At 43.4% G+C, this 18,407-nt stretch carries 18 protein-coding genes; 8 read left to right on the forward strand and 10 right to left on the reverse strand.

Features of this window, described 5'->3' with window-relative positions; translation table 11 throughout:
• Window positions 1-265 precede the first annotated feature (265 nt).
• From uvrC to gpmI, 6 genes are all read right to left on the reverse strand, one after another.
• Window positions 266-2,074, reverse strand: a complete 1,809-nt coding sequence (uvrC, locus tag LAQ65_RS13135) for an excinuclease ABC subunit UvrC (RefSeq protein ID WP_224117430.1) — start codon at window positions 2,072-2,074, stop codon at window positions 266-268.
• An 18-nt stretch (window positions 2,075-2,092) separates the two neighbouring features.
• Window positions 2,093-2,674 (reverse strand): hypothetical protein, encoded by a 582-nt coding sequence (locus tag LAQ65_RS13140; protein WP_224117431.1) that lies wholly within the window; start codon window positions 2,672-2,674, stop codon window positions 2,093-2,095.
• A 27-nt stretch (window positions 2,675-2,701) separates the two neighbouring features.
• Window positions 2,702-4,117, reverse strand: a complete 1,416-nt coding sequence (locus LAQ65_RS13145; protein ID WP_224117432.1) for a hypothetical protein — start codon at window positions 4,115-4,117, stop codon at window positions 2,702-2,704.
• 58 nt (window positions 4,118-4,175) lie between these two features.
• Entirely contained in the window at window positions 4,176-4,754 is a 579-nt protein-coding gene (locus LAQ65_RS13150; protein ID WP_224117433.1) for an RNA polymerase sigma factor, read from the reverse strand.
• Between the two features lie 134 nt (window positions 4,755-4,888).
• Entirely contained in the window at window positions 4,889-5,380 is a 492-nt protein-coding gene (locus tag LAQ65_RS13155; protein ID WP_224117434.1) for a heme-binding domain-containing protein, read from the reverse strand.
• Between the two features lie 12 nt (window positions 5,381-5,392).
• A complete protein-coding gene (gene gpmI / locus LAQ65_RS13160; protein WP_224117435.1) occupies window positions 5,393-6,910 on the reverse strand; it encodes a 2,3-bisphosphoglycerate-independent phosphoglycerate mutase in 1,518 nt (505 codons plus the stop codon).
• Window positions 6,911-7,113: 203 nt separating this feature from the next.
• On the opposite strand from gpmI, the gene LAQ65_RS13165 reads away from it, so the two are divergent.
• The 4 genes from LAQ65_RS13165 to LAQ65_RS13180 all read left to right on the forward strand — a co-directional run bounded on the left by LAQ65_RS13165 (window position 7,114) and on the right by LAQ65_RS13180 (window position 9,075).
• Window positions 7,114-7,509 carry a DUF4783 domain-containing protein gene (locus LAQ65_RS13165; RefSeq protein ID WP_224117436.1) on the forward strand — a complete coding sequence of 132 codons (396 nt, stop codon included), beginning with the start codon at window positions 7,114-7,116 and terminating at the stop codon, window positions 7,507-7,509.
• A gap of 97 nt (window positions 7,510-7,606) precedes the next feature.
• A complete protein-coding gene (gene nadC, locus LAQ65_RS13170; protein ID WP_224117437.1) occupies window positions 7,607-8,467 on the forward strand; it encodes a carboxylating nicotinate-nucleotide diphosphorylase in 861 nt (286 codons plus the stop codon).
• A gap of 42 nt (window positions 8,468-8,509) precedes the next feature.
• A complete protein-coding gene (locus tag LAQ65_RS13175) occupies window positions 8,510-8,854 on the forward strand; it encodes a translation initiation factor (RefSeq protein ID WP_224117438.1) in 345 nt (114 codons plus the stop codon).
• Window positions 8,851-9,075 (forward strand): hypothetical protein, encoded by a 225-nt coding sequence (locus LAQ65_RS13180; RefSeq protein ID WP_224117439.1) that lies wholly within the window; start codon window positions 8,851-8,853, stop codon window positions 9,073-9,075. Before LAQ65_RS13175 ends, LAQ65_RS13180 begins: the two co-directional genes overlap by 4 nt.
• 12 nt (window positions 9,076-9,087) lie before the next feature.
• Here LAQ65_RS13180 and ftsH read toward each other — a convergent pair whose 3' ends face one another.
• Together ftsH and LAQ65_RS13190 are read right to left on the reverse strand one after the other, a co-directional pair.
• Window positions 9,088-11,046 carry an ATP-dependent zinc metalloprotease FtsH gene (ftsH, locus tag LAQ65_RS13185; protein ID WP_224117440.1) on the reverse strand — a complete coding sequence of 653 codons (1,959 nt, stop codon included), beginning with the start codon at window positions 11,044-11,046 and terminating at the stop codon, window positions 9,088-9,090.
• Window positions 11,047-11,078: 32 nt separating this feature from the next.
• Window positions 11,079-12,209, reverse strand: coding sequence for a baeRF3 domain-containing protein (locus tag LAQ65_RS13190; RefSeq protein ID WP_224117441.1), 1,131 nt, complete (start codon window positions 12,207-12,209; stop codon window positions 11,079-11,081).
• A 234-nt stretch (window positions 12,210-12,443) separates the two neighbouring features.
• Between LAQ65_RS13190 and LAQ65_RS13195 the strand changes: the two genes are divergently transcribed.
• The 3 genes from LAQ65_RS13195 to LAQ65_RS13205 are packed head-to-tail and all read left to right on the forward strand — an operon-like array spanning window position 12,444 to window position 14,741.
• Window positions 12,444-12,950 carry a nitroreductase family protein gene (locus LAQ65_RS13195; protein ID WP_224117442.1) on the forward strand — a complete coding sequence of 169 codons (507 nt, stop codon included), beginning with the start codon at window positions 12,444-12,446 and terminating at the stop codon, window positions 12,948-12,950.
• Between the two features lie 30 nt (window positions 12,951-12,980).
• Window positions 12,981-13,376, forward strand: coding sequence for a hypothetical protein (locus tag LAQ65_RS13200; RefSeq protein ID WP_224117443.1), 396 nt, complete (start codon window positions 12,981-12,983; stop codon window positions 13,374-13,376).
• A 27-nt stretch (window positions 13,377-13,403) separates the two neighbouring features.
• Window positions 13,404-14,741 carry an erythromycin esterase family protein gene (locus LAQ65_RS13205; RefSeq protein WP_224117444.1) on the forward strand — a complete coding sequence of 446 codons (1,338 nt, stop codon included), beginning with the start codon at window positions 13,404-13,406 and terminating at the stop codon, window positions 14,739-14,741.
• Window positions 14,742-14,770: 29 nt separating this feature from the next.
• Here LAQ65_RS13205 and LAQ65_RS13210 read toward each other — a convergent pair whose 3' ends face one another.
• Window positions 14,771-16,222, reverse strand: coding sequence for an NADP-dependent isocitrate dehydrogenase (locus tag LAQ65_RS13210; protein ID WP_224117445.1), 1,452 nt, complete (start codon window positions 16,220-16,222; stop codon window positions 14,771-14,773).
• A 152-nt stretch (window positions 16,223-16,374) separates the two neighbouring features.
• On the opposite strand from LAQ65_RS13210, the gene apaG reads away from it, so the two are divergent.
• Entirely contained in the window at window positions 16,375-16,761 is a 387-nt protein-coding gene (gene apaG / locus LAQ65_RS13215; RefSeq protein WP_224117446.1) for a Co2+/Mg2+ efflux protein ApaG, read from the forward strand.
• A gap of 24 nt (window positions 16,762-16,785) precedes the next feature.
• On the opposite strand, the gene LAQ65_RS13220 is transcribed toward apaG, so the two are convergent.
• Window positions 16,786-18,294 (reverse strand): peptide MFS transporter, encoded by a 1,509-nt coding sequence (locus tag LAQ65_RS13220; RefSeq protein ID WP_224117447.1) that lies wholly within the window; start codon window positions 18,292-18,294, stop codon window positions 16,786-16,788.
• Window positions 18,295-18,407 lie beyond the last annotated feature (113 nt).

An 18,407-nucleotide genomic window follows, 5' to 3' on the forward strand; every position in this document is an offset into this window, starting at 1 on the left:
GGTGGGGCTTTTTTTGTGGATTGCGGATCGTTAGACGAGACAAGCATTATTGTCACAACGTTAAACTGTATGCGAAAAATACCCGGTTAAGGGTATTGCAACTACGGATTTAAGGTGTATCTTTACCTCGGTTTTTCATAGGATATTGGATTTTAAAAACGGGGCTGGATTTCTATCCTGGCCCCTTTTTTTATGTAAATGAGGGAAAGCAAGGAATGTAACCCTTTAATACGCTTATTTAATTCCAGGCAGTGCCTGCAAGAACTCAGGACTCCCCATTGAAATATTCCCACACCATTTTTGCTTTCGCGATCCCTATTACTTTCACCAGTGATTCGAGGTTTTGCTCTTTCACCCTGCTTACACTCCTGAATGTTTTCAACAACTGGTCTGCAGTGCCTGGCCCGATTCCGGGTATGGATTGCAACTCATTCTTAAAAGTCCCCTGGCTCCTTTTCTGGCGGTGAAAAGTGATACCAAAACGATGCACTTCATCCCGTATCCTGCGGATCAGTTTCAGGCTTTCACTTTGGTAAGGAAGGCGAACCGATTCACTATCGCCCGGGAAGAAAATTTCTTCTTCATTTTTTGCTAATCCTACTACCGTCATCCTTCCCTCCAGTCCCAGCTCCCTGATACTTTCCATTGCGGCACTTAACTGGCCCTTTCCGCCGTCAATAATCACCAGCTGGGGTAAGGTTGCAGATTCATCACGAAGGCGTTTATAACGCCTGAAAACCACCTCTTTCATGGTGGCGAAATCATTTATGCCCTGAACTGTTTTTACATTAAAATGCCGGTAGTCTTTTTTACTTGCAATACCATCCCTGAAACAAACCATGGCTGAAACCGGGTAGCTACCCTGGAAATTGGAATTGTCAAAACATTCAATATGAACAGGCAGGCTATGTAAATGCAGATCTTCCTGCAACTGGTACAGCACTTTTTTCTTATCGAAGTCCGATTTTCCTTCCAGCAACAGGGTCTTTTTTCTTTTGATCTCTTCCTTAAAATAGTTCACATTTTTCTCTGATAATTCCAGTAACTTCTTTTTATCACCTGCTTTAGGGATTGTAACAAGTAACTCGCCCGGCATTTCGGGTACCGGGTAAGGAACTATGATTTCCAGGGCAAGGCTTTTGAAAGTTTCCCGCATCTGGCCTATGGCAAAAGCCAGTACCTCAGCTTCATCTTCATCAAGATGGGTCTCCAGCTGGATCGTATGGGTTTGCACAATAGTACCGTTTTGAACCATCAGGTAATTAACATAAGCAATATCACCATCTTTCAGGATAGAGAAAACATCAAGGTTGCCCAAATGCCTGCTGACAATTACGGATTTGGATTGGTATTGTTCCAGGTGTTCAAGTTTCTTGCGCATCAGTTCAGCTTTTTCGAACTGCATACCTGCTGCATATTCCTGCATTTCTTTCCTGAACTGTTGCATAACCGGATTCAGGTTGCCTTTCATCAGGTTTTTCAATTGCTGTAAACCGGCCGTATATTCTTCCGCTGACTGAAATCCTTCACAGGGGCCTTTACAATTGCCCAGGTGATACTCCAGGCAAACCTTGAATTTGCCTTTTCTAATATTTGCTTCGGTCAGGTTAAGTTTACAGGTCCTGATTGGAATATTCTGCCTGATGAAATCCAGCAATTCGCGCACCTTGCCGACTGAAGTAAACGGGCCAAGATATTCAGAGCCGTCATTTATTTTTTTCCTGGTAAGAAATACCCGGGGGAAGGGTTCATTTTTTATGACCAGGAAAGGATAAGTTTTATCGTCTTTCAGGTCGATATTATACCGGGGCCTGAATTGTTTGATGAGTGCGTTTTCCAGTAAGAAAGCATCCTGTTCCGAATCTACAATGGTGAATTCTATGCGTTCAATCCTTTGAACCAGTTCATGGGTTTTATAGCTGGTAAAAGTTTTTGTAAAATAGGAGCTTACCCGCTTACGCAGGCTTTTAGCTTTGCCTACATACAAAAGGGTATCTGAAGCGTCATAATATTTGTAAATACCAGGAGCTAATGGAATGGTGTGCGCAATTTGCTGGAAGGCTGCCGTTGTCATGGAATGTTGCTGCGGAGTTTATTCTGTCGGGTCCCAAACAACTTTAAGTTGTGACAGGACAGGCTGGTTTTTTGCCACTTGCTTAAAACGGATCACCTGGAAATAATGATCGTTTTTCCAGAATAATTTTTCATTGACCATGGAATCCCCCTGCTGAAAAAGTTTTTCCATATACACCGATTTTACTTTATCGGCATTTACAGGATCGGGTTTTAAAACTATATCTACCCTTTTTAAAGGCAAACTGCTGTCTTTTGTCTGGTAGGTGAAACTGACGCTGGGAATAGACTGGTCGGCAAAACTATTTTCGACATAATGATTTTTCAGGGCCGGATCTGATATGTCCTGTTCGAGGAAAGGGGCCGCCAGCTTCCTGCATTCAGCGGTTGATAATAAAGTGGTATCCCCGTGCCCTTCACTGGTGAAATACCGGGTAACCGGTAGTTGCAGGGAATCAATTTTATGAAGTTGTGATTCGATATAGGCGTTAACAGGGAAATAAGTTTGTTCTTCTGGTTTCGTGCCGGCCTGTTTGTTTGCCTGCTTGCAGGAAAAAACAGCAATTACTGTAAATAGTAAAATAGGGACTATGTTTCGCATCCACCAAAATTAAGGAAGCGGGATTGATTATCGGATGGTTTTGCTTACACCGAATTTAAAGCCGTATTCCATCAGGTTTTCCCGGATAGGGTACTCTGTTTTGTAAGTAGATAAGAGATTGTACCTGAATTGGGGCCCCACCTGCCAGCGGACATTGCCTGTTGTATAGGAAACAAATAGTTCCATACTTGTAGCCATATTCCAGCGACGAATCAAAGAAGGCTCTTTAATGTAATTTGAGTAGTCGCTCGATAGCAGGTATTGATTAGTGTTCAGTAAATAGACAGGCTGAATACTACCAGCAAGGTTTACCTGGAGTTTATTGTCGCCGAATAATTTCATTTCAGCTGCAACAGGCATAGCAATTTGCAGGAATTCGTTTTGCAACTGTTCCGGGTTATTTCCTGCCAGGTTCCGAACATTAGATGTAGCTACAAGTGTGTCCCTTAAATACCCAAAATCGGGATTCAGGGAAAGCGTTGCTTTTTCAGGAGAATGCGAAAAGGCAGCAATACTATACCTGGTCAGGTTGATTTGTAGTCCGGTTCTGACAGCCAATGACCTTGTAACCTGGTAACGGAATCCACCGCCTAATTCAAAACCAATTGCCGGTTGGTGGTCTACAAAACGGTTAACGTCAAGGTGGCGAACCATTAATGGTGAACTGCCGTAAGTATAGTGGTTATTGCCTTCAAAGAGGTTGCGGTAACCAATAGAGGGGGCAAAACTCATCAGGAAGCTTAGCCTGTTTTTTATTTTTGGTTTTGGACCAGTAATAGTTGTTGAGGATGAGAAATGCGAATTAGCTTCAGTTGCGGAAGCAATGGAAAGCAAAGGCGATCTGCGAACTGGTTCGGAAACCTTGGGCTGGTTTGGTTCAGTCACTTCAATTTTGCTTACCGCAGATGCCTGAAGGTCAGCCAAAGCATCAGGGGTTTCTCCTTCAACTGCCTGGAAAACTTTGTTTGTCCTTATGGGCGATTCCTCCAAAGTCATGTCCATGGAAGAATACGGGATAGATTCCTGGTTTTTTGCGGGATTATATGTGTCGGATAAATGATCTGGTTTATGCAATTGGAGTGGTGACAGGGAAAGAGGTGCAACGATAGCCATTGGCGGTATCAGGGATTTAGCCCTGAGCTTTTCAATAATATCATCTACGGTGACCGTGGATGCAGAAACAATAGCACCAGATTCTGATAACTGAAGGGAGTTTTTAGCAGCTATAGCAGGATGATTATGGATAACAGAACCAGTGTTTGCCAGCCAAAAAATGCCTGACATTACCAGCAAGAGCATTCCCCCGAGAGCGATTCTCCTCCTTCCGGAGTGTAATTGACGATAGATATTCGTCCATACTCCATCAGAAGGGTACATTCTATGCTGATCGGCGTTTTCTCTTAGAAACTGTTCAAACTCATCCTCAAAAAATTGTTGCTCCATCTTCTTTCTTGCGGTTAGGGATACACTCTATTATCCATTCCCTTAGTTAAGAGCATTATTAGCGTCCAAACGCTGCGAACAATGCCACTTTATCTTGTGGTTTTTGCAATATTTTTTTCTTTACCAGTATTTCCTCCAGCATTTGCCGGGCCCGGGTATACTGGGAGCGGCTTGTGCTTTCTTCAATATCCAGTACCGTCGAAATTTCTTTGTGGGAATATCCTTCCAGAGCATAAAGGTTTAAAACCGTCCTGTAGCCTATAGGCAGCATACGAATACATTCTATAACCTGTTTTGCCTGGACAATTGATGGTACAGATTCCTCCCTGATTTGTAAACCTGATGCATGGATAAGATCCACGCTTTCATTAAATTTTTTATTTCTTTTAAGGTGATTGATGCAGGTATGCACAACGATACGCCTGATCCAGCCTTCAAATGCACCCTGGGAGCGGAACGTATGGATTTGGGAAAATACTTTTATAAAGCCTTCCTGTAGCATATCTTCAGCATCCTCCCTATTATGGGCGAAGCGATAACATACTGACAGCATTTTCGGACTGTACTTTTGGTACAATTCCTTTTGCGCTATCGGATCGTTGTGTAAACATCCATTAAGCAGGCCTTCTTCAGTCATGCAGTGATTTATGCTTTTGTAATTTAACAATTTTTTTTTACCAAAGCATTCTTGTGGAGTATTTTACATAATAATGATAAAAGCCGCTTTAACAGACGGATCTATAGTAAGTGGGTATTTTATCAACCATCGAATCATCCTTTTTTCCTGACCAGGCTGTCAATCGGGTATTTCGCCTTCATATCATTCATCAGCTGTTCAGTCCAGCTCACTATTTGTCTTTTTTGTTCAGCGCTTAATTTTGAATTGGTATGTATGATAGTGTAAGAAGGCAAGGGCATTTCACCATGCTCAACTTCGTCGCCAATTTCTTCAAGTTTATGGTATTGCCTGCGGGGGGTATAGCTGCCAAATTCATCGAAATTCAGTTCTTTTTTGCCATCATTGATATGATCTTGCAGCCACCAGCCAACCGGCTGTACCGAGGCATACCAGGGGTAGGTGGTTTTATTGCTGTGGCAATCGTAACAACTTGTTTTAAGCGCCTGGTCTATATCGGCCGGAACGTTCGCAAAATTATTAATATTATCTGCGTTGGCTGCAGTTGAGTTATTATCGAGTTTTGGCCTGAAGAACTGTATTATAACTAATGCAGCCAGCGAGAATAATAATATTTTTTTTACCATGATTAGGAGGGTTTAAATAAGAACGTTACCGGTCATTTCTTTAGGTATGGGCAGGCCCATAATAGTTAATATCGTTGGGGCGATATCACCAAGTTTTCCTGGTTTTACTGTTCCCTTCCAGTCGTTGGCAATAATAAAAAGCGGAACAAGGTTAAGGGTGTGGGCTGTATTTGGGCTGCCATCGTCATTCACCATATAATCGGCATTGCCATGGTCGGCTGTAACCAAAATAGTATAGCCATGTCTGAGACCTGCAGTTACCACCCTTTGCACGCATTGGTCAACAGTTTCAACCGCTTTAATAGCCGCGGAAAAAACACCGGTATGGCCAACCATATCAGCATTGGCATAATTCAGGCAAACAAAATCCGGTGCTTCTTTTTCAATTTCAGGAACCAGCGCGTCGGTCAGCTCCTTCGCACTCATTTCCGGTTGAAGGTCGTAAGTAGCCACTTTCGGGGATGGTTTCAGGATGCGGGTTTCGCCTTCAAATGGCAGTTCCCTGCCACCGCTGAAGAAAAATGTAACATGCGGGTATTTCTCGGTTTCGGCAATCCTGATTTGTTTTTTTCCATACCGTGCCAGCACTTCTCCTAATGTATTGTTCAGGTTGTCATTTTCAAATATTACATGCACATCCCTGAAGGTTTTATCATACTCGGTCATCGTGGTATAATCAAGCTGCAGGTGTTTCATGCCAAATTCGGGCATATCTTCCTGGGTAAGTACATGGGTAATTTCCCTGCAGCGGTCGGTGCGGAAATTAAAGCAGAGAACTACATCCCCGTTATGGATAGTGGCCAGTGGTAAACCAGCAGCATTGGTAATTACAGTAGGTAAGATAAACTCATCAGTAATATTCCGGCTATAAGCCTCACTGACCGCTGAAAGCGCATTGGTCGCTTTTTCGCCGGTTCCCTTTACAAGGGCATCGTAAGCCAGCTTAACCCTTTCCCAGCGTTTATCGCGGTCCATGGCATAATAGCGGCCACTTACCGATGCAATAACCCCAGTTGTCTGGTCAAGGTGCCCCTGCAGGCTTGTGAGGTAAGACAACCCGCTTTTCGGATCGGTATCCCGGCCATCTGTAAAGGCATGAATAAATACATTGGACAATCCTTCTTGTTTGCAAACACTTACAATTGCTTTTAAGTGGTTGGTATGGGAGTGTACACCGCCGTCACTGACCAGTCCAAGCAGGTGCAGCGCTTTCCCGCTTTGTTTTGCCGTTCTGATAGAACGGAGGAGTACCTCATTTTTCTGGAATTCACCATTCCGGATGGCAACATTAATACGCTGAAGTTCCTGGTAGACAACCCTGCCTGCCCCAAGGTTCAGGTGCCCCACTTCACTGTTGCCCATTTGTCCATCGGGCAAGCCCACCGCTTCCCCACAGGTTACCAGGGTAGTATTGGGGTACTGTTTATATAAACTGCTTACAAAGGGTACATTAGCATGCTGGATGGCATCACTTGCAGAGACTTTCCCCAGTCCCCAGCCATCCATTATTATCAGGATTACTTTTTTCATTGTTGTAATTGTTCTTCTGGTTTTGCTGGTGTAAATCTAGTTTTTTTTGAGGGTATAGGAGTTGGCAAAAGCATAAAAATCAACCGGCTGGCCAGTTTGTGAAAGTTGCTGGTTAACACTTGGCACACTTTTGGGTGATGGATTAAAGCATCTGTTCATCTGTTATCCCCTGAAAACGCCGAAAAACCATTAAATATCGACGTATGAAAGCATTTTTTACAATTATCCTATTAAGCCTTGGCGTTATTTTTTCGGGATTCACTACAAATAACAGCGTAGAAATGGATTCTGTCGTGGTTGCCCTGAAATCAGGTAATGCCAATTTATTGTCCCGTTTTTTTGATTCCCGTGTAGACATCACCCTTCCGGAAAAAAGCGACAATTACAGCCGAAGCCAGGCTGAAATGATCCTTAAGGATTTTTTTAACAATAATGGCGGGGTGAAATCTTTTGAATTAAAGCACAGGGGAGAAAACAACGGCTCAAATTATGTAATTGGTGTTTTGATGACCAATAATGGCCATTACAGAACTACCTTATTCATGAAACAAAAAGGTGACAAGCAATTACTGCAGGAAATGCGTTTCCAGCAGGAATAATATTTGATCACAATATCCCCTTGAAGCAATGGGCCCTGCAGCAATGCAGCGGCCCTTTTTTTCGTCCCACACGGAACAATCTCCTAGCTTTGTTTCCATGATAGCATTTGACCAACTATTCCTAAAACTGATTACCGATGCCCTTGCCGAAGATATAGGTGATGGAGATCATTCAACCTTGAGTGCCATTCCGGCAACTGCAAAGGGAACAGCGGTTCTGAAAATTAAAGAAAATGGTGTGCTGGCCGGCATGGCAGTAGCTGAAAGGATTTTCCACCATATGCAACCGGATGCAGTTTTCCGCGCCTTCAAGGAAGACGGGGATACCATGCATAATGGCGAGTTCGCTTTTGAAGTGGACGCTGATATACACATAATTTTGCAGGCAGAACGTTTGGTGCTGAATTGTATGCAACGCATGAGCGGCATTGCGACACTTACCCGCCAGTATACCGACCTGTTAAAAGGATACCATACCCGGGTGCTGGATACCCGAAAGACCACTCCGAATTTCCGGTTATTGGAAAAATGGGCCGTAGCCATTGGGGGAGGCATAAACCACCGCTTTGCTTTATATGATATGATTATGCTGAAGGATAACCATATTGATTACTGTGGTGGAATAACAAAAGCCATTAATAAGGCCTGGGATTATGTACAGGAGAAAAAGCCCGGAATGAAAATTGAAGTTGAGGCCCGTACACTTGATAATGTTCGGGAAATTGTTGCTGTTGGTAAAGGGAAAGTTTTCCGGATTATGCTGGATAATTTTAGCCCTGACCTCATCGCCCAGGCATTACCCCTGATCGGTCCGGAATTTGAAACGGAAGCCAGCGGAGGGATTAATCTTAATAACCTGGTTGATTATGCGAAAACCGGTGTGGATTTTGTAAGTGTCGGCGCACTGATTCACCAGGCAAGGAGTGTGGACCTCAGTTTAAAGGCAGTTATTAAGTAAGCGGTAAACAATTCACTATTCACCATTCCCTAACTTTGAGCTATGTCAAAGAAAAAGCCAACCGGCAAAAACGGACTGGTATATTCAACCGATCCGGATTTTAAGTTTGAAGCCGAAGATCAGCAGGTAGTAGAAACAGTTTCGCCTGATAAGCAATTGTTGCGTGTACGGCTTGACACCAAACAGCGTGGTGGCAAAGCCGTTACACTGGTTACCGGCTTTACCGGACTTACAGAAGACCTTGAAGCACTGGGCAAACAACTTAAGAATTTTTGCGGAACCGGTGGGTCTGTAAAAGGCGGGGAGGCAATTGTTCAGGGCGACCAGCGCGAAAAAGTTCTTCAATGGCTGCTGAAAAACGGATATGCAAAAACCAGAAAAGTATGACCCTCCTTAATGCTGCTGATGCAACCTGGGGGCTGTACCAGTTGATTTTCACAGGTGGAGCACTGCTTGCCATGTATAGCGCCTATGCATGGTACGAAGGGAAACGGTTTAAAGATACTGAGGCAATCCGGCGTGCCCGCCTATTGCTGCTGTTGGCTGTGGTTGTCATGATGGCGACTGCATTTGTATCCTTTGCTATTACCCGGAAACTACCTTATTGAAGTCGCCTTTGTTTACGATTTCTTCACAGAAGTTTCCGGGCGCTTGCCTAAAATGCTTTCAAGGTCATCCTTGAAAATGATTTCCTTTCTGAGAAGCAGTTCGGCGATTTTCTGCAATGATTCTTTATTTTGTTGTAGGATTCCTTTAGTGCGTTCATAAGCTTCACCAACTAATTTCCTTACTTCTTCATCAATGAGCTTCCCGGTTTCCTCGCTATATGGTTTTTGAATTCCCATATCCCGTTGTCCGGTGGAATCATAAAAACTGATATTACCGATTTTTTTATTGAAACCATAATAAGTGACCATCATGTATGCTTCGCGGGTAACTTTTTCAAGGTCATCCAAGGCGCCCGAAGAAACTTCACCAAATATTATATCCTCTGCAGCCCTTCCGCCAAGCGTGGCACATAAATGTTCAGTGAAAGTGGTTTCACTCCTGAGTTGCTTTTCTTCCGGCAGGTACCAGGCTGCGCCTAGTGACTTCCCCCGGGGAATAATGGAAACTTTTACCAGAGGGTCAACACGGCTGAGCAGCCAGCTGACCAGGGCATGACCGGCTTCATGGTAGGCAATGATTTTTTTCTCTTCGGGTGATATGATTTTACTTTTCTTTTCCAAACCGGCAACTACCCTGTCTATGGCGTCTAAAAAATCATCCCGCCCGATTTTCTCCCTTTTTTTTCTTGCGGCTATCAAAGCAGATTCGTTACAGATGTTTGCAATATCTGCACCGGAAAAACCCGGGGTTTGCCCTGCAAGAAAATGAATATCAATGGTGTCATCCATTATAAGGGGACGCATATGCACCTTAAATATTTCCTCCCGTTCCTTCATGTTAGGTAATTCAAGGTAAATATGCCGGTCAAACCTGCCGGGACGCAACAATGCAGGGTCGAGCATATCTGCACGGTTGGTAGCGGCCAAAACGATCACCCCGCTATTCGTGCCAAAACCATCCATTTCAGTTAATAACTGGTTGAGCGTGCTTTCTCTTTCATCATTAGCGCCGCTCAGGAATGCACCCTTTCCCCTCGATCTGCCGATGGCATCAATTTCATCTATGAAAACAATACAAGGCGCTTTTTCCTTTGCCTGTTTGAATAAATCGCGCACCCGCGATGCGCCTACACCAACAAACATTTCAACAAACTCTGATCCCGAAATAGAGAAAAACGGCACCTGCGCTTCACCTGCTACTGCTTTGGCCAATAAAGTCTTGCCGGTTCCTGGAGGTCCAACCAGCATAACCCCCCTTGGTATTTTTGCGCCCAGTTTTGTAAAAGTTTCAGGATTCTTAAGGAAATCAACAATCTCCCTTACCTCCATTTCAGCTTCTTCCAGTCCGGCTACATCATCAAAAGTGATGTTGCTTTTCTGCTTTTCTATTAAAGTAGCTGTAGACTTCCCAAAGTTGAATATTGAGGTTCCTCCCACCCCTCCGCCCATCCCTCCGGATCTGCGCAATAAAAAATTCCATAGCGCAAAAAGCAGTAAAAAGGGAAGCACCCAACTTAATATACCCCAGGTCCAGTTTGTTTTCTTTACATAACTGACATTAATCCTTTCATCAGCACTAAAGTTTTTTTCCGCTTCATCAAGTTTTCGTTCAAAGCTTTCTACCGAACCAATGCTTATGATATAATGGGGTCCGGGACTTTCTCCTTTCCCAAATGCGGGTTTTAAAACATCCTTAAAAGCGGAATCATTCGCAAATTCCTTTTTAATATATATTTCTGCTTTTTCATTATTGACAACTACAATCTTTTCAACTGCTTTGCGTGGCAGAATGTCCCTTTCAAATTTTTGCCAGGTAATTTCTTCGCCTGATGAAAAAATATTCGAGAATAGCGGGAACAGCAGGAATGTTAAAATAAAAAGGTATATCCACCACCAATTAAAACCCCTTCCGGCAGGTTCCCTTTTTGGGGGATTTGATTGTGGTGAATTGCTGCTGCCGGATGGGTTCATGTAGTCTGATTTTTAAACAGAATAAAACGGGATCAGTATCTAGTTATTAATGCAATTTTTTCGTAGTCAGATAAACTGCCATTTTCTGTGAAATACACCTGGCCATTTTTGTTGAGTACCATTTCAATCAGGTCGTCTACTGCATCTGCTAATATGTTATGGGTTTTTTCCGGTGGCCGCAGGTATAAATGATAACCTTCCTTGTCTGTAAAACCCGGACAGCGGTAATCTTTCTCTACCAGCAATTTAAGCGCTTTCCCTTCCTTTGCCGCCTGCCATACATCCTGGATCCCGCTTGTGCCAAGATGTGTGCCAAGTTTTTCTACAAAATCCTTAATCAGGTCATTTCTTTTTTGTTCAAAATGGGCAAGCATTTCCGGCCATACGATGTCTGCAATCTGTTTGGGGTTGGAATGGGCATAATTCCCGTGAATCTTTTTGATGATGTGCTGGCGGTGCTTTGAAATATCCTCAAACCAGGACAATTCTTTTTCAACCCCCACTACCACCAGCGGTGTTTCCCCAATAAGGTAATCCTTTAGCAATTCATCTGCTTCGCGGAAAAAGTCCTTTGCCCTGATTTCTATCAGTTCCGATTTGTCTTTTTCAAACCCCTTTTCGTGTGTGTAACCTGAATAAGAAGTGGGTTTGCTGGGTTTGCTATAAATATATTCTTCAGTGTATTTCCTGGGGAAATTCTTGTCGGTTATTTCACTTAGCTGAGACCATGATCCTTCCAGAAGGTGAACCCCTTTTTCGGATAATAGTAATACAAAATAGGGATTTGCGAAATTTTGTTTGTACAGCAAATCGCGTACTTCGAATGATTCGCCGACAATTACCTTTTCCTCTATCGGGAATGGATATTTCACAGATAATTTAAAGCCAGGGGAAACATACAATCCGATCCCTTCGGAATTGTGGGTGTAGTCAATTTCCTGAACCAGTTCTTCCAGTGAACGGAGTAGTGGCTTTGTATCTGTATCCGGATATTTATAATTCAGGTATTCTGTTGCAGATTTTACTGCTCTTGTAACAGCCAGTTCATCTATTCTCCTTTCAGGAGACGTCTTATGTGTTGGCACAATAATGGAAATACAAATCTTTCCTTTTTCCTTTTGCAGGGAAATTAAATCTTCCCCGGGTAGTTTTTCGTTCAGCATAACAGGTCTTTTTAATTGAATGGAAGCTAAAAGTATTTCATAGGTTACGCTTTCTGAATGACGTAACTCAAACGACTATATGATTGCGGTCACTTATTCCCACTCCTTTTCCGGGTTTCAGCTGGTTCGCGGATGTTTGACCAACATCATTTCTCTTGCTAATGGATATCATTGAACATGAGCAGGTATATGTATAGCTTCGTTATGATGGAAGCAAAGCTAAAAAAGGACGCTATGACAGTCATTCTTCAAAGGAAGAGTGTCCGGAATTTTACCGGCAAGCCTGTTTCCAGGGCAGATGTCCTGGAAATTCTAAGGGCAGCCATGGCCGCGCCCGCAGCTGTCCATATGATGCCGTGGAAATTTCTTGTTATAACTGAAAAGGCGGAACTGGAAAGGTTATCTGCGGGATTGCCCTATGCAAAAATGCTTTCGAAGGCAGGTACCTGCATTTTGGTTTGTGCCTTGCCTGGTGAGGCCGCTTTTGGAAGCGGGGAATTTGCTATCCTGGATTGTTCCTGCGCCTCTGAAAATATTTTGCTTGCGGCGGAAGCTCTTGGTTTAGGGGCGGTCTGGACCGCTGTATACCCGAATAAAAACCTGATGGGTTTTGTCAGGAAAGAGTTGGGTATTCCGGAAGAGGTTATCCCGTTGAATTTAATTCCTATTGGCCATCCAACCGGGGAGGACAAAGCACAGGATAAGTTTGATGAAAAAAATATCCATTGGGAGAAATGGTAAGTAGTTCCATTCAATAAAATTCATGAAGCCATGTTTCTAAATATTCACGATAATACAACCATAAAGGACATACAGGAAAGTTTTTCAGACTTTTATCCATACCTGAGAATCGGTTTTTTTAAACATACCCACAAAAAATACCAGCCATCAAAAGATAATGAAGAATTGCCGCCTTCCGAAAAAATCGGGGATATTAAAAACACCCACGTTTCCGCAGTTTTGGAAATTCAGCCCTGGTATAAAATTGCCGATGTCGAAAAGGAGTTTCAGCAGCGTTTTGGTTTGTCTGTCCAGATACTGAAAATGGAAAAAGGCAAATGGGAGCAGACTACGGGAATGGATGATTTTACATTCAAAGAATTAAATGAACTAGGCAGGAGTTCTGATGATGAGTTCATTATTACAGATACAGAAGAAGAACCCTGAGTATTATTCACTGGTAAAAAAAACTTTATGCCGCACTATTTTACCAAAAAGGCCAATATTGGAGAACTGGAAGCGATCAGTGCAATTAAGCAATGGGCTTATCCACTTAAAAGTAAAGCAGACCTTAAGCCGCTTTATGACCTGGTCGGCGATGCGAGAATCGTAATGCTGGGTGAGGCAAGTCATGGTACACATGAATACTATACCTGGCGTGCGCATATCACCAGGCACCTGGTTGAGGAGAAGGGCTTTAATTTTATTGCTGTTGAAGGCGACTGGCCTGATTGTTACCGGTTGAATCGATTTATAAAAGGATATGATACTGAAAATAAGAGTGCCTTTAAGGTATTGCATGCCTTTGATCGATGGCCTACCTGGATGTGGGCCAACTGGGAAATGGTAGCACTTGCAGATTGGCTTCAAAAGCATAACCAGGGTTTAAGGTTAAATCAGAAAGTTGGCTTCTACGGGTTAGATGTATATAGCCTTTGGGAAAGCATGGAAAGCATCATGCAATATTTGCAGAAAACAGATGCCGGGGCTTTGAAAATTGCGGAGCAAGCATTTTCCTGTTTTGAGCCATTCAGGAAAGATGAAGGTCGTTCTTATGCACAGGCAAGCAGGTTGGTACCTGAACTTTGCCAGCAGGAAGTAATGCAATTACTGAAGGAGATCCAACGAAAACTGCCCCAGTATAATTCAGACCACGAAAATGTTTTCAACGCTGAACAAAATGCAATGATCGCGGTGAATGCAGAGAAGTATTACCGGGCAATGGTTGCTGGTGGGCCGGATAGCTGGAATCTGCGTGACAGGCATATGTCAGATACCCTGGAACGCTTGTTAAAATTTCATGGTGATCAGTCTAAAGTAATTGTGTGGGCGCATAATACGCATGTTGGCGATGCAAGGGCCACTGATATGGTAGATGAAGGCATGTTTAATATTGGGGAGCTGGCCAGGGTTTCACATGCTGATAAAGGGGTTGTACTGGTGGGATTTGGTTCTGCCAGAGGCACAGTGATGGCAGGCAGGAACTGGGGTGCAGAAATGCAGGAAATGCAGATGGGTGAGGTGAAAGAGGGTAGCTGGGAGTATTTGCTGCATAAGGCCGGTGCATCTGATAAGTTATTATTGACCGCTGATTTCCGGGAAAATAATCAATTCATGGAAAGCCATTTAGGACACCGGGCTATTGGGGTTGTATATAACCCGGTATATGAACAATATGGCAACTATGTGCCAACAATTTTGCCATTACGCTACGATGCCTTTATTTATCTTGATGAAACAAAGGCGGTCCATCCTTTGCATATAGCGCCGAACGGAAAAGTAATACCGGAGACTTATCCTTTTGGGGTATAATCTCCGGTAGTAAATATTCAGGAAGAAATTTATTGTCCCTGGGCCAGGCTATACGCTTTTTTATCGCCCCACATATTGAGCAGTTCAGTGGAACAGATTTTAAAATCTGCCATCAGTCTTCTATAGAGTTCAAGGATATCTGTTTGGGTAACTTCAATATTCCCAACACTCTCAAAACGTGCACAATACTGGTTCACCATATTGGTGAATACAGATCCCTTTGGCCATACCTGTGTTCCGCGGTTACTTACTGTAACAAGCCTGAACAGGTCGCCGGTGCGCAAAAGGCATTTTTCGGCAACAACATTTGGTTGCTCACTGCTTTCAATAAACATATCAACCCCTATGATCATATCATTTCCAGGATCTTTTGACATGATCATGGGGTTTTCTTCGAGCTTGAAAATTGTAGGTGTAACCGGCTTATTAGGTAACATCGGGCGGGCACCATGTTCAGGTACTTTTCCCAGGTTGTTAATAATTGCATTGGCAAATTCCGTGGTATTTACAGATGCTTTGGCTTTATCGCCAAAATCGCCGGTATGAACACCACTTTCCAGCGTATAGAGTAATGAATTTTCAATAGTGGCAGCATTTTCCATTAACCCGAGGTGGCGCAACATGGCAATTCCACTTAATAACAAAGCAGTGGGGTTGGCAATATTTTTACCGGCAATATCAGGTGCAGTTCCATGCACAGCCTCAAAAATGCAGATATGGTCACCAATATTCGCAGAAGGGGCAAAACCAAGTCCGCCAACTAATCCGGCGCAAAGGTCGCTTACAATATCACCCTGCAGGTTGGTTAGTACCACTACATCAAATTCCTGCGGACGGCTTACGAGTTTCATGCAGAGGTCATCAACAATTACATCATCAGCTTTAAGGTGGGGGTATTCCTTGGCTACTTCATAAAAAACTTCCAGGAACAGTCCATCTGTAATTTTCATGATATTGGCCTTATGGCCGCAGGTTATACGCTTTGACCCGTTTTTACTGGCCATTTCAAAAGCATATTTAATTACCTGGAGGCTGCCCGGACGGGTTATAAACCTCCTGCTGAGTGCCACATCATGAGTAGGCATATGCTCAATTCCCCCGTAGGTATCTTCAATATTTTCCCTGACAATCGTGATGTCAATGGGTATGCCGGCTTTGCTGAAAACGGTATCAACGCCATGCAGGGTCTGGAAAACCCGCTTGTTGGCATAGGTGTTCCAGGTTTTCCTGGCAGTCACATTTACGCTTTTTACACCTTTCCCCTTTGGTGTTTCCATAGGCCCTTTGAACAGGATACCCAGAGATTCGATAGATTGTTGTGCTTCAGGGGTCATTCCATTGGAATACCCTTTGTCAAATACCCACTTACCCATATCTACAAATTCATATTCCAGCCGAACCTGGTTGGCTTTAAATATATTTAGTACGGCTTCCATGATTTCCGGGCCGATACCATCCCCTTTAGCTACTGCTATTTTCATATGTGTGTATTTGTTGAATTAGGCTCCTATTTGCGGGCATTGCCACGGCAGGCGCTGCAAAGGTAAGCCCGGGCGATTATTCAAGCGTTAAATATTGAACAAAAACTGGCTTCTGCGGTTGTATATTTATATCTTTAAATAAAATTCAGGGAATGAGCAGTACTACCACACAGGGAGTTGAAGTGAGTGTGGAAACTTATTATCAGCCCGATTATTCCAACCCGCTTTCAGGTGAATTCATGTTTGCCTACAGGATTACCATTGATAACCATAACCATTTTCCCGTAAAACTTCACCGGAGGCACTGGCATATTTTTGACTCTAATGGTGAGTTCAGGGAAGTTGAAGGTGAAGGTGTTGTTGGGGTCCAGCCGGTTCTTCAGCCTTCCGAGCGATACCAATATGTAAGCGGGTGTAACCTGCGGTCTGAAATGGGCCGTATGTCGGGCACCTATCAAATGGAAAATGTCGACACCCGAAAATTTTTTGATGTCGACATCCCTGCCTTTGAAATGATAGTGCCCTTTAAGAACAACTGATCACTTTTTTGTTTCGGATATCCCTTATTGGTTCATCATGCGCTGTAATTTTCTGGTCAGCAGGAAAAGGATCAGTGAAGCACTTCCTGCCATAAAAACAAAAAGCATAAAGAATTCATACAGGTTACTCATCTGGTAACCAAGGAAACTGGTTGTTTTCCCATCCGGATAGAGAGAGCTGAGCAAGCCCGCGAATTTATTGGCAAATGCGTTTGCAGTAAACCAAACTGCCATGAGCAGGGAAGCGAATTTTACAGGAGCCAGTTTGTTCACCAGGGAAAGCCCTATAGGTGAAAGGCAAAGTTCTCCGCAGGTATGCATGGCATACATTCCTGTAAGCCAGATCATGCTCACTTTTATTCCGGCTTGAACATCTTTAACCCCGAAAGCGATCCACAGGTAGCCTAATGCGAGCAGGAAAAGACCTGCAGCCATTTTTGTAGGTGAGGATGGTTCATGTTTACCAAGCTTTATCCATAGCCAGGCAAATAAAGGGGCAAACAATACAACGAAAGTAGAATTGAGTGATTGGAAGAAGCTGGCGGGAACGGTAAAACTGCCTACCTGCCTTTGCGTTTGTTCTGATGCAAAGAAAGTCAGCGATGCGCCAGCCTGTTCAAATGCGCTCCAGAAAAATATAACGAAAAAGGAAACGACGAATATGACGCCAACTTTACTCTTCTCTGCACTGATTAAAGTTTTATCTGAAAAAATAATGAAGGCAATGAAAAGGATACAGGCGATTAAAAAGTAGAATAAATAGTTGACAACTTTTGCGTCAATATATAATAATCCAATAGTTGTAAATGATAATAATACCAGGCTAATAATCATAACCAATGGCTGTATGGCAAACTTTGGGGCAGTGACCGGAACTTTTCCCAGGGGATCACCATTGGGGTCGGTAACATATTTATTATTGAACAGGAATTGGATCACAACACTAATAAGCATTCCAATGCCGCCTGCGAGGAAGGCCCATTTAAAATCAGCAGGGTTGCCGGTATCGCCGACAAGTCCGCATACAAAAGGCCCCAGGGCGCCACCAACATTTATGCCCATGTAAAATATAGTATAGGCCGGGTCAATCCTTATGTCGCCTTTTGGGTAAAGTTGTCCGACCAGGGAGGAAATATTCGGTTTAAAAAATCCATTGCCGGCAATCATCAGGCCAAGGCCTGAAAAGAAGAGCAGCATGGACAATTGTGGGTTTGACTGGTATAATGATCCGCAGAAGAAAAGTACGAATTCTCCCATGGCCATCACCAATCCACCTGCAATAATTGATTTTTGGTTGCCCCAGTAGCGGTCAGCAATATAACCACCCAACAGCGGAGTAAGATAGATCAGGCTGGTATAGCTTCCGTATAACTGGGAAGCAAAAACCTTGTCAAACAGCAAAGCTTTGGTCATGAACAGGACCAGGATGGCCCTCATGCCATAGAAATTGAAACGTTCCCACATTTCTGTGGCGAAAAGAACACTTAATCCTTTCGGGTGGCCCTTCTGTGCAGCAATCGGGGTTTGAGACATGATGAAATTTCTTGATGGTTGGTTAAAGCTGTTGGTTATAAGCAGCCAAAATAAGGATAAAATTGATACAGCAGGGTCTAGAGCGGCTTTTGATGGCATTTCTCTATTTTCGC

Source organism: Flavihumibacter profundi (assembly GCF_020076305.1).
GTDB classification, from domain to species: domain Bacteria; phylum Bacteroidota; class Bacteroidia; order Chitinophagales; family Chitinophagaceae; genus Flavihumibacter; species Flavihumibacter profundi.

Excerpts from the sequence above, each read along its gene's own strand:
- uvrC (WP_224117430.1), bottom strand. The coding sequence starts at position 2,074 with ATGACAACGGCAGCCTTCCAGCAAATTGCGCACACCATTCCATTAGCT.
- LAQ65_RS13140 (WP_224117431.1), bottom strand. The coding sequence starts at position 2,674 with ATGCGAAACATAGTCCCTATTTTACTATTTACAGTAATTGCTGTTTTT.
- LAQ65_RS13145 (WP_224117432.1), bottom strand. The coding sequence starts at position 4,117 with ATGGAGCAACAATTTTTTGAGGATGAGTTTGAACAGTTTCTAAGAGAA.
- LAQ65_RS13150 (WP_224117433.1), bottom strand. The coding sequence starts at position 4,754 with ATGACTGAAGAAGGCCTGCTTAATGGATGTTTACACAACGATCCGATA.
- LAQ65_RS13155 (WP_224117434.1), bottom strand. The coding sequence starts at position 5,380 with ATGGTAAAAAAAATATTATTATTCTCGCTGGCTGCATTAGTTATAATA.
- gpmI (WP_224117435.1), bottom strand. The coding sequence starts at position 6,910 with ATGAAAAAAGTAATCCTGATAATAATGGATGGCTGGGGACTGGGGAAA.
- LAQ65_RS13165 (WP_224117436.1), top strand. The coding sequence starts at position 7,114 with ATGAAAGCATTTTTTACAATTATCCTATTAAGCCTTGGCGTTATTTTT.
- nadC (WP_224117437.1), top strand. The coding sequence starts at position 7,607 with ATGATAGCATTTGACCAACTATTCCTAAAACTGATTACCGATGCCCTT.
- LAQ65_RS13175 (WP_224117438.1), top strand. The coding sequence starts at position 8,510 with ATGTCAAAGAAAAAGCCAACCGGCAAAAACGGACTGGTATATTCAACC.
- LAQ65_RS13180 (WP_224117439.1), top strand. The coding sequence starts at position 8,851 with ATGACCCTCCTTAATGCTGCTGATGCAACCTGGGGGCTGTACCAGTTG.
- ftsH (WP_224117440.1), bottom strand. The coding sequence starts at position 11,046 with ATGAACCCATCCGGCAGCAGCAATTCACCACAATCAAATCCCCCAAAA.
- LAQ65_RS13190 (WP_224117441.1), bottom strand. The coding sequence starts at position 12,209 with ATGCTGAACGAAAAACTACCCGGGGAAGATTTAATTTCCCTGCAAAAG.
- LAQ65_RS13195 (WP_224117442.1), top strand. The coding sequence starts at position 12,444 with ATGACAGTCATTCTTCAAAGGAAGAGTGTCCGGAATTTTACCGGCAAG.
- LAQ65_RS13200 (WP_224117443.1), top strand. The coding sequence starts at position 12,981 with ATGTTTCTAAATATTCACGATAATACAACCATAAAGGACATACAGGAA.
- LAQ65_RS13205 (WP_224117444.1), top strand. The coding sequence starts at position 13,404 with ATGCCGCACTATTTTACCAAAAAGGCCAATATTGGAGAACTGGAAGCG.
- LAQ65_RS13210 (WP_224117445.1), bottom strand. The coding sequence starts at position 16,222 with ATGAAAATAGCAGTAGCTAAAGGGGATGGTATCGGCCCGGAAATCATG.
- apaG (WP_224117446.1), top strand. The coding sequence starts at position 16,375 with ATGAGCAGTACTACCACACAGGGAGTTGAAGTGAGTGTGGAAACTTAT.
- LAQ65_RS13220 (WP_224117447.1), bottom strand. The coding sequence starts at position 18,294 with ATGTCTCAAACCCCGATTGCTGCACAGAAGGGCCACCCGAAAGGATTA.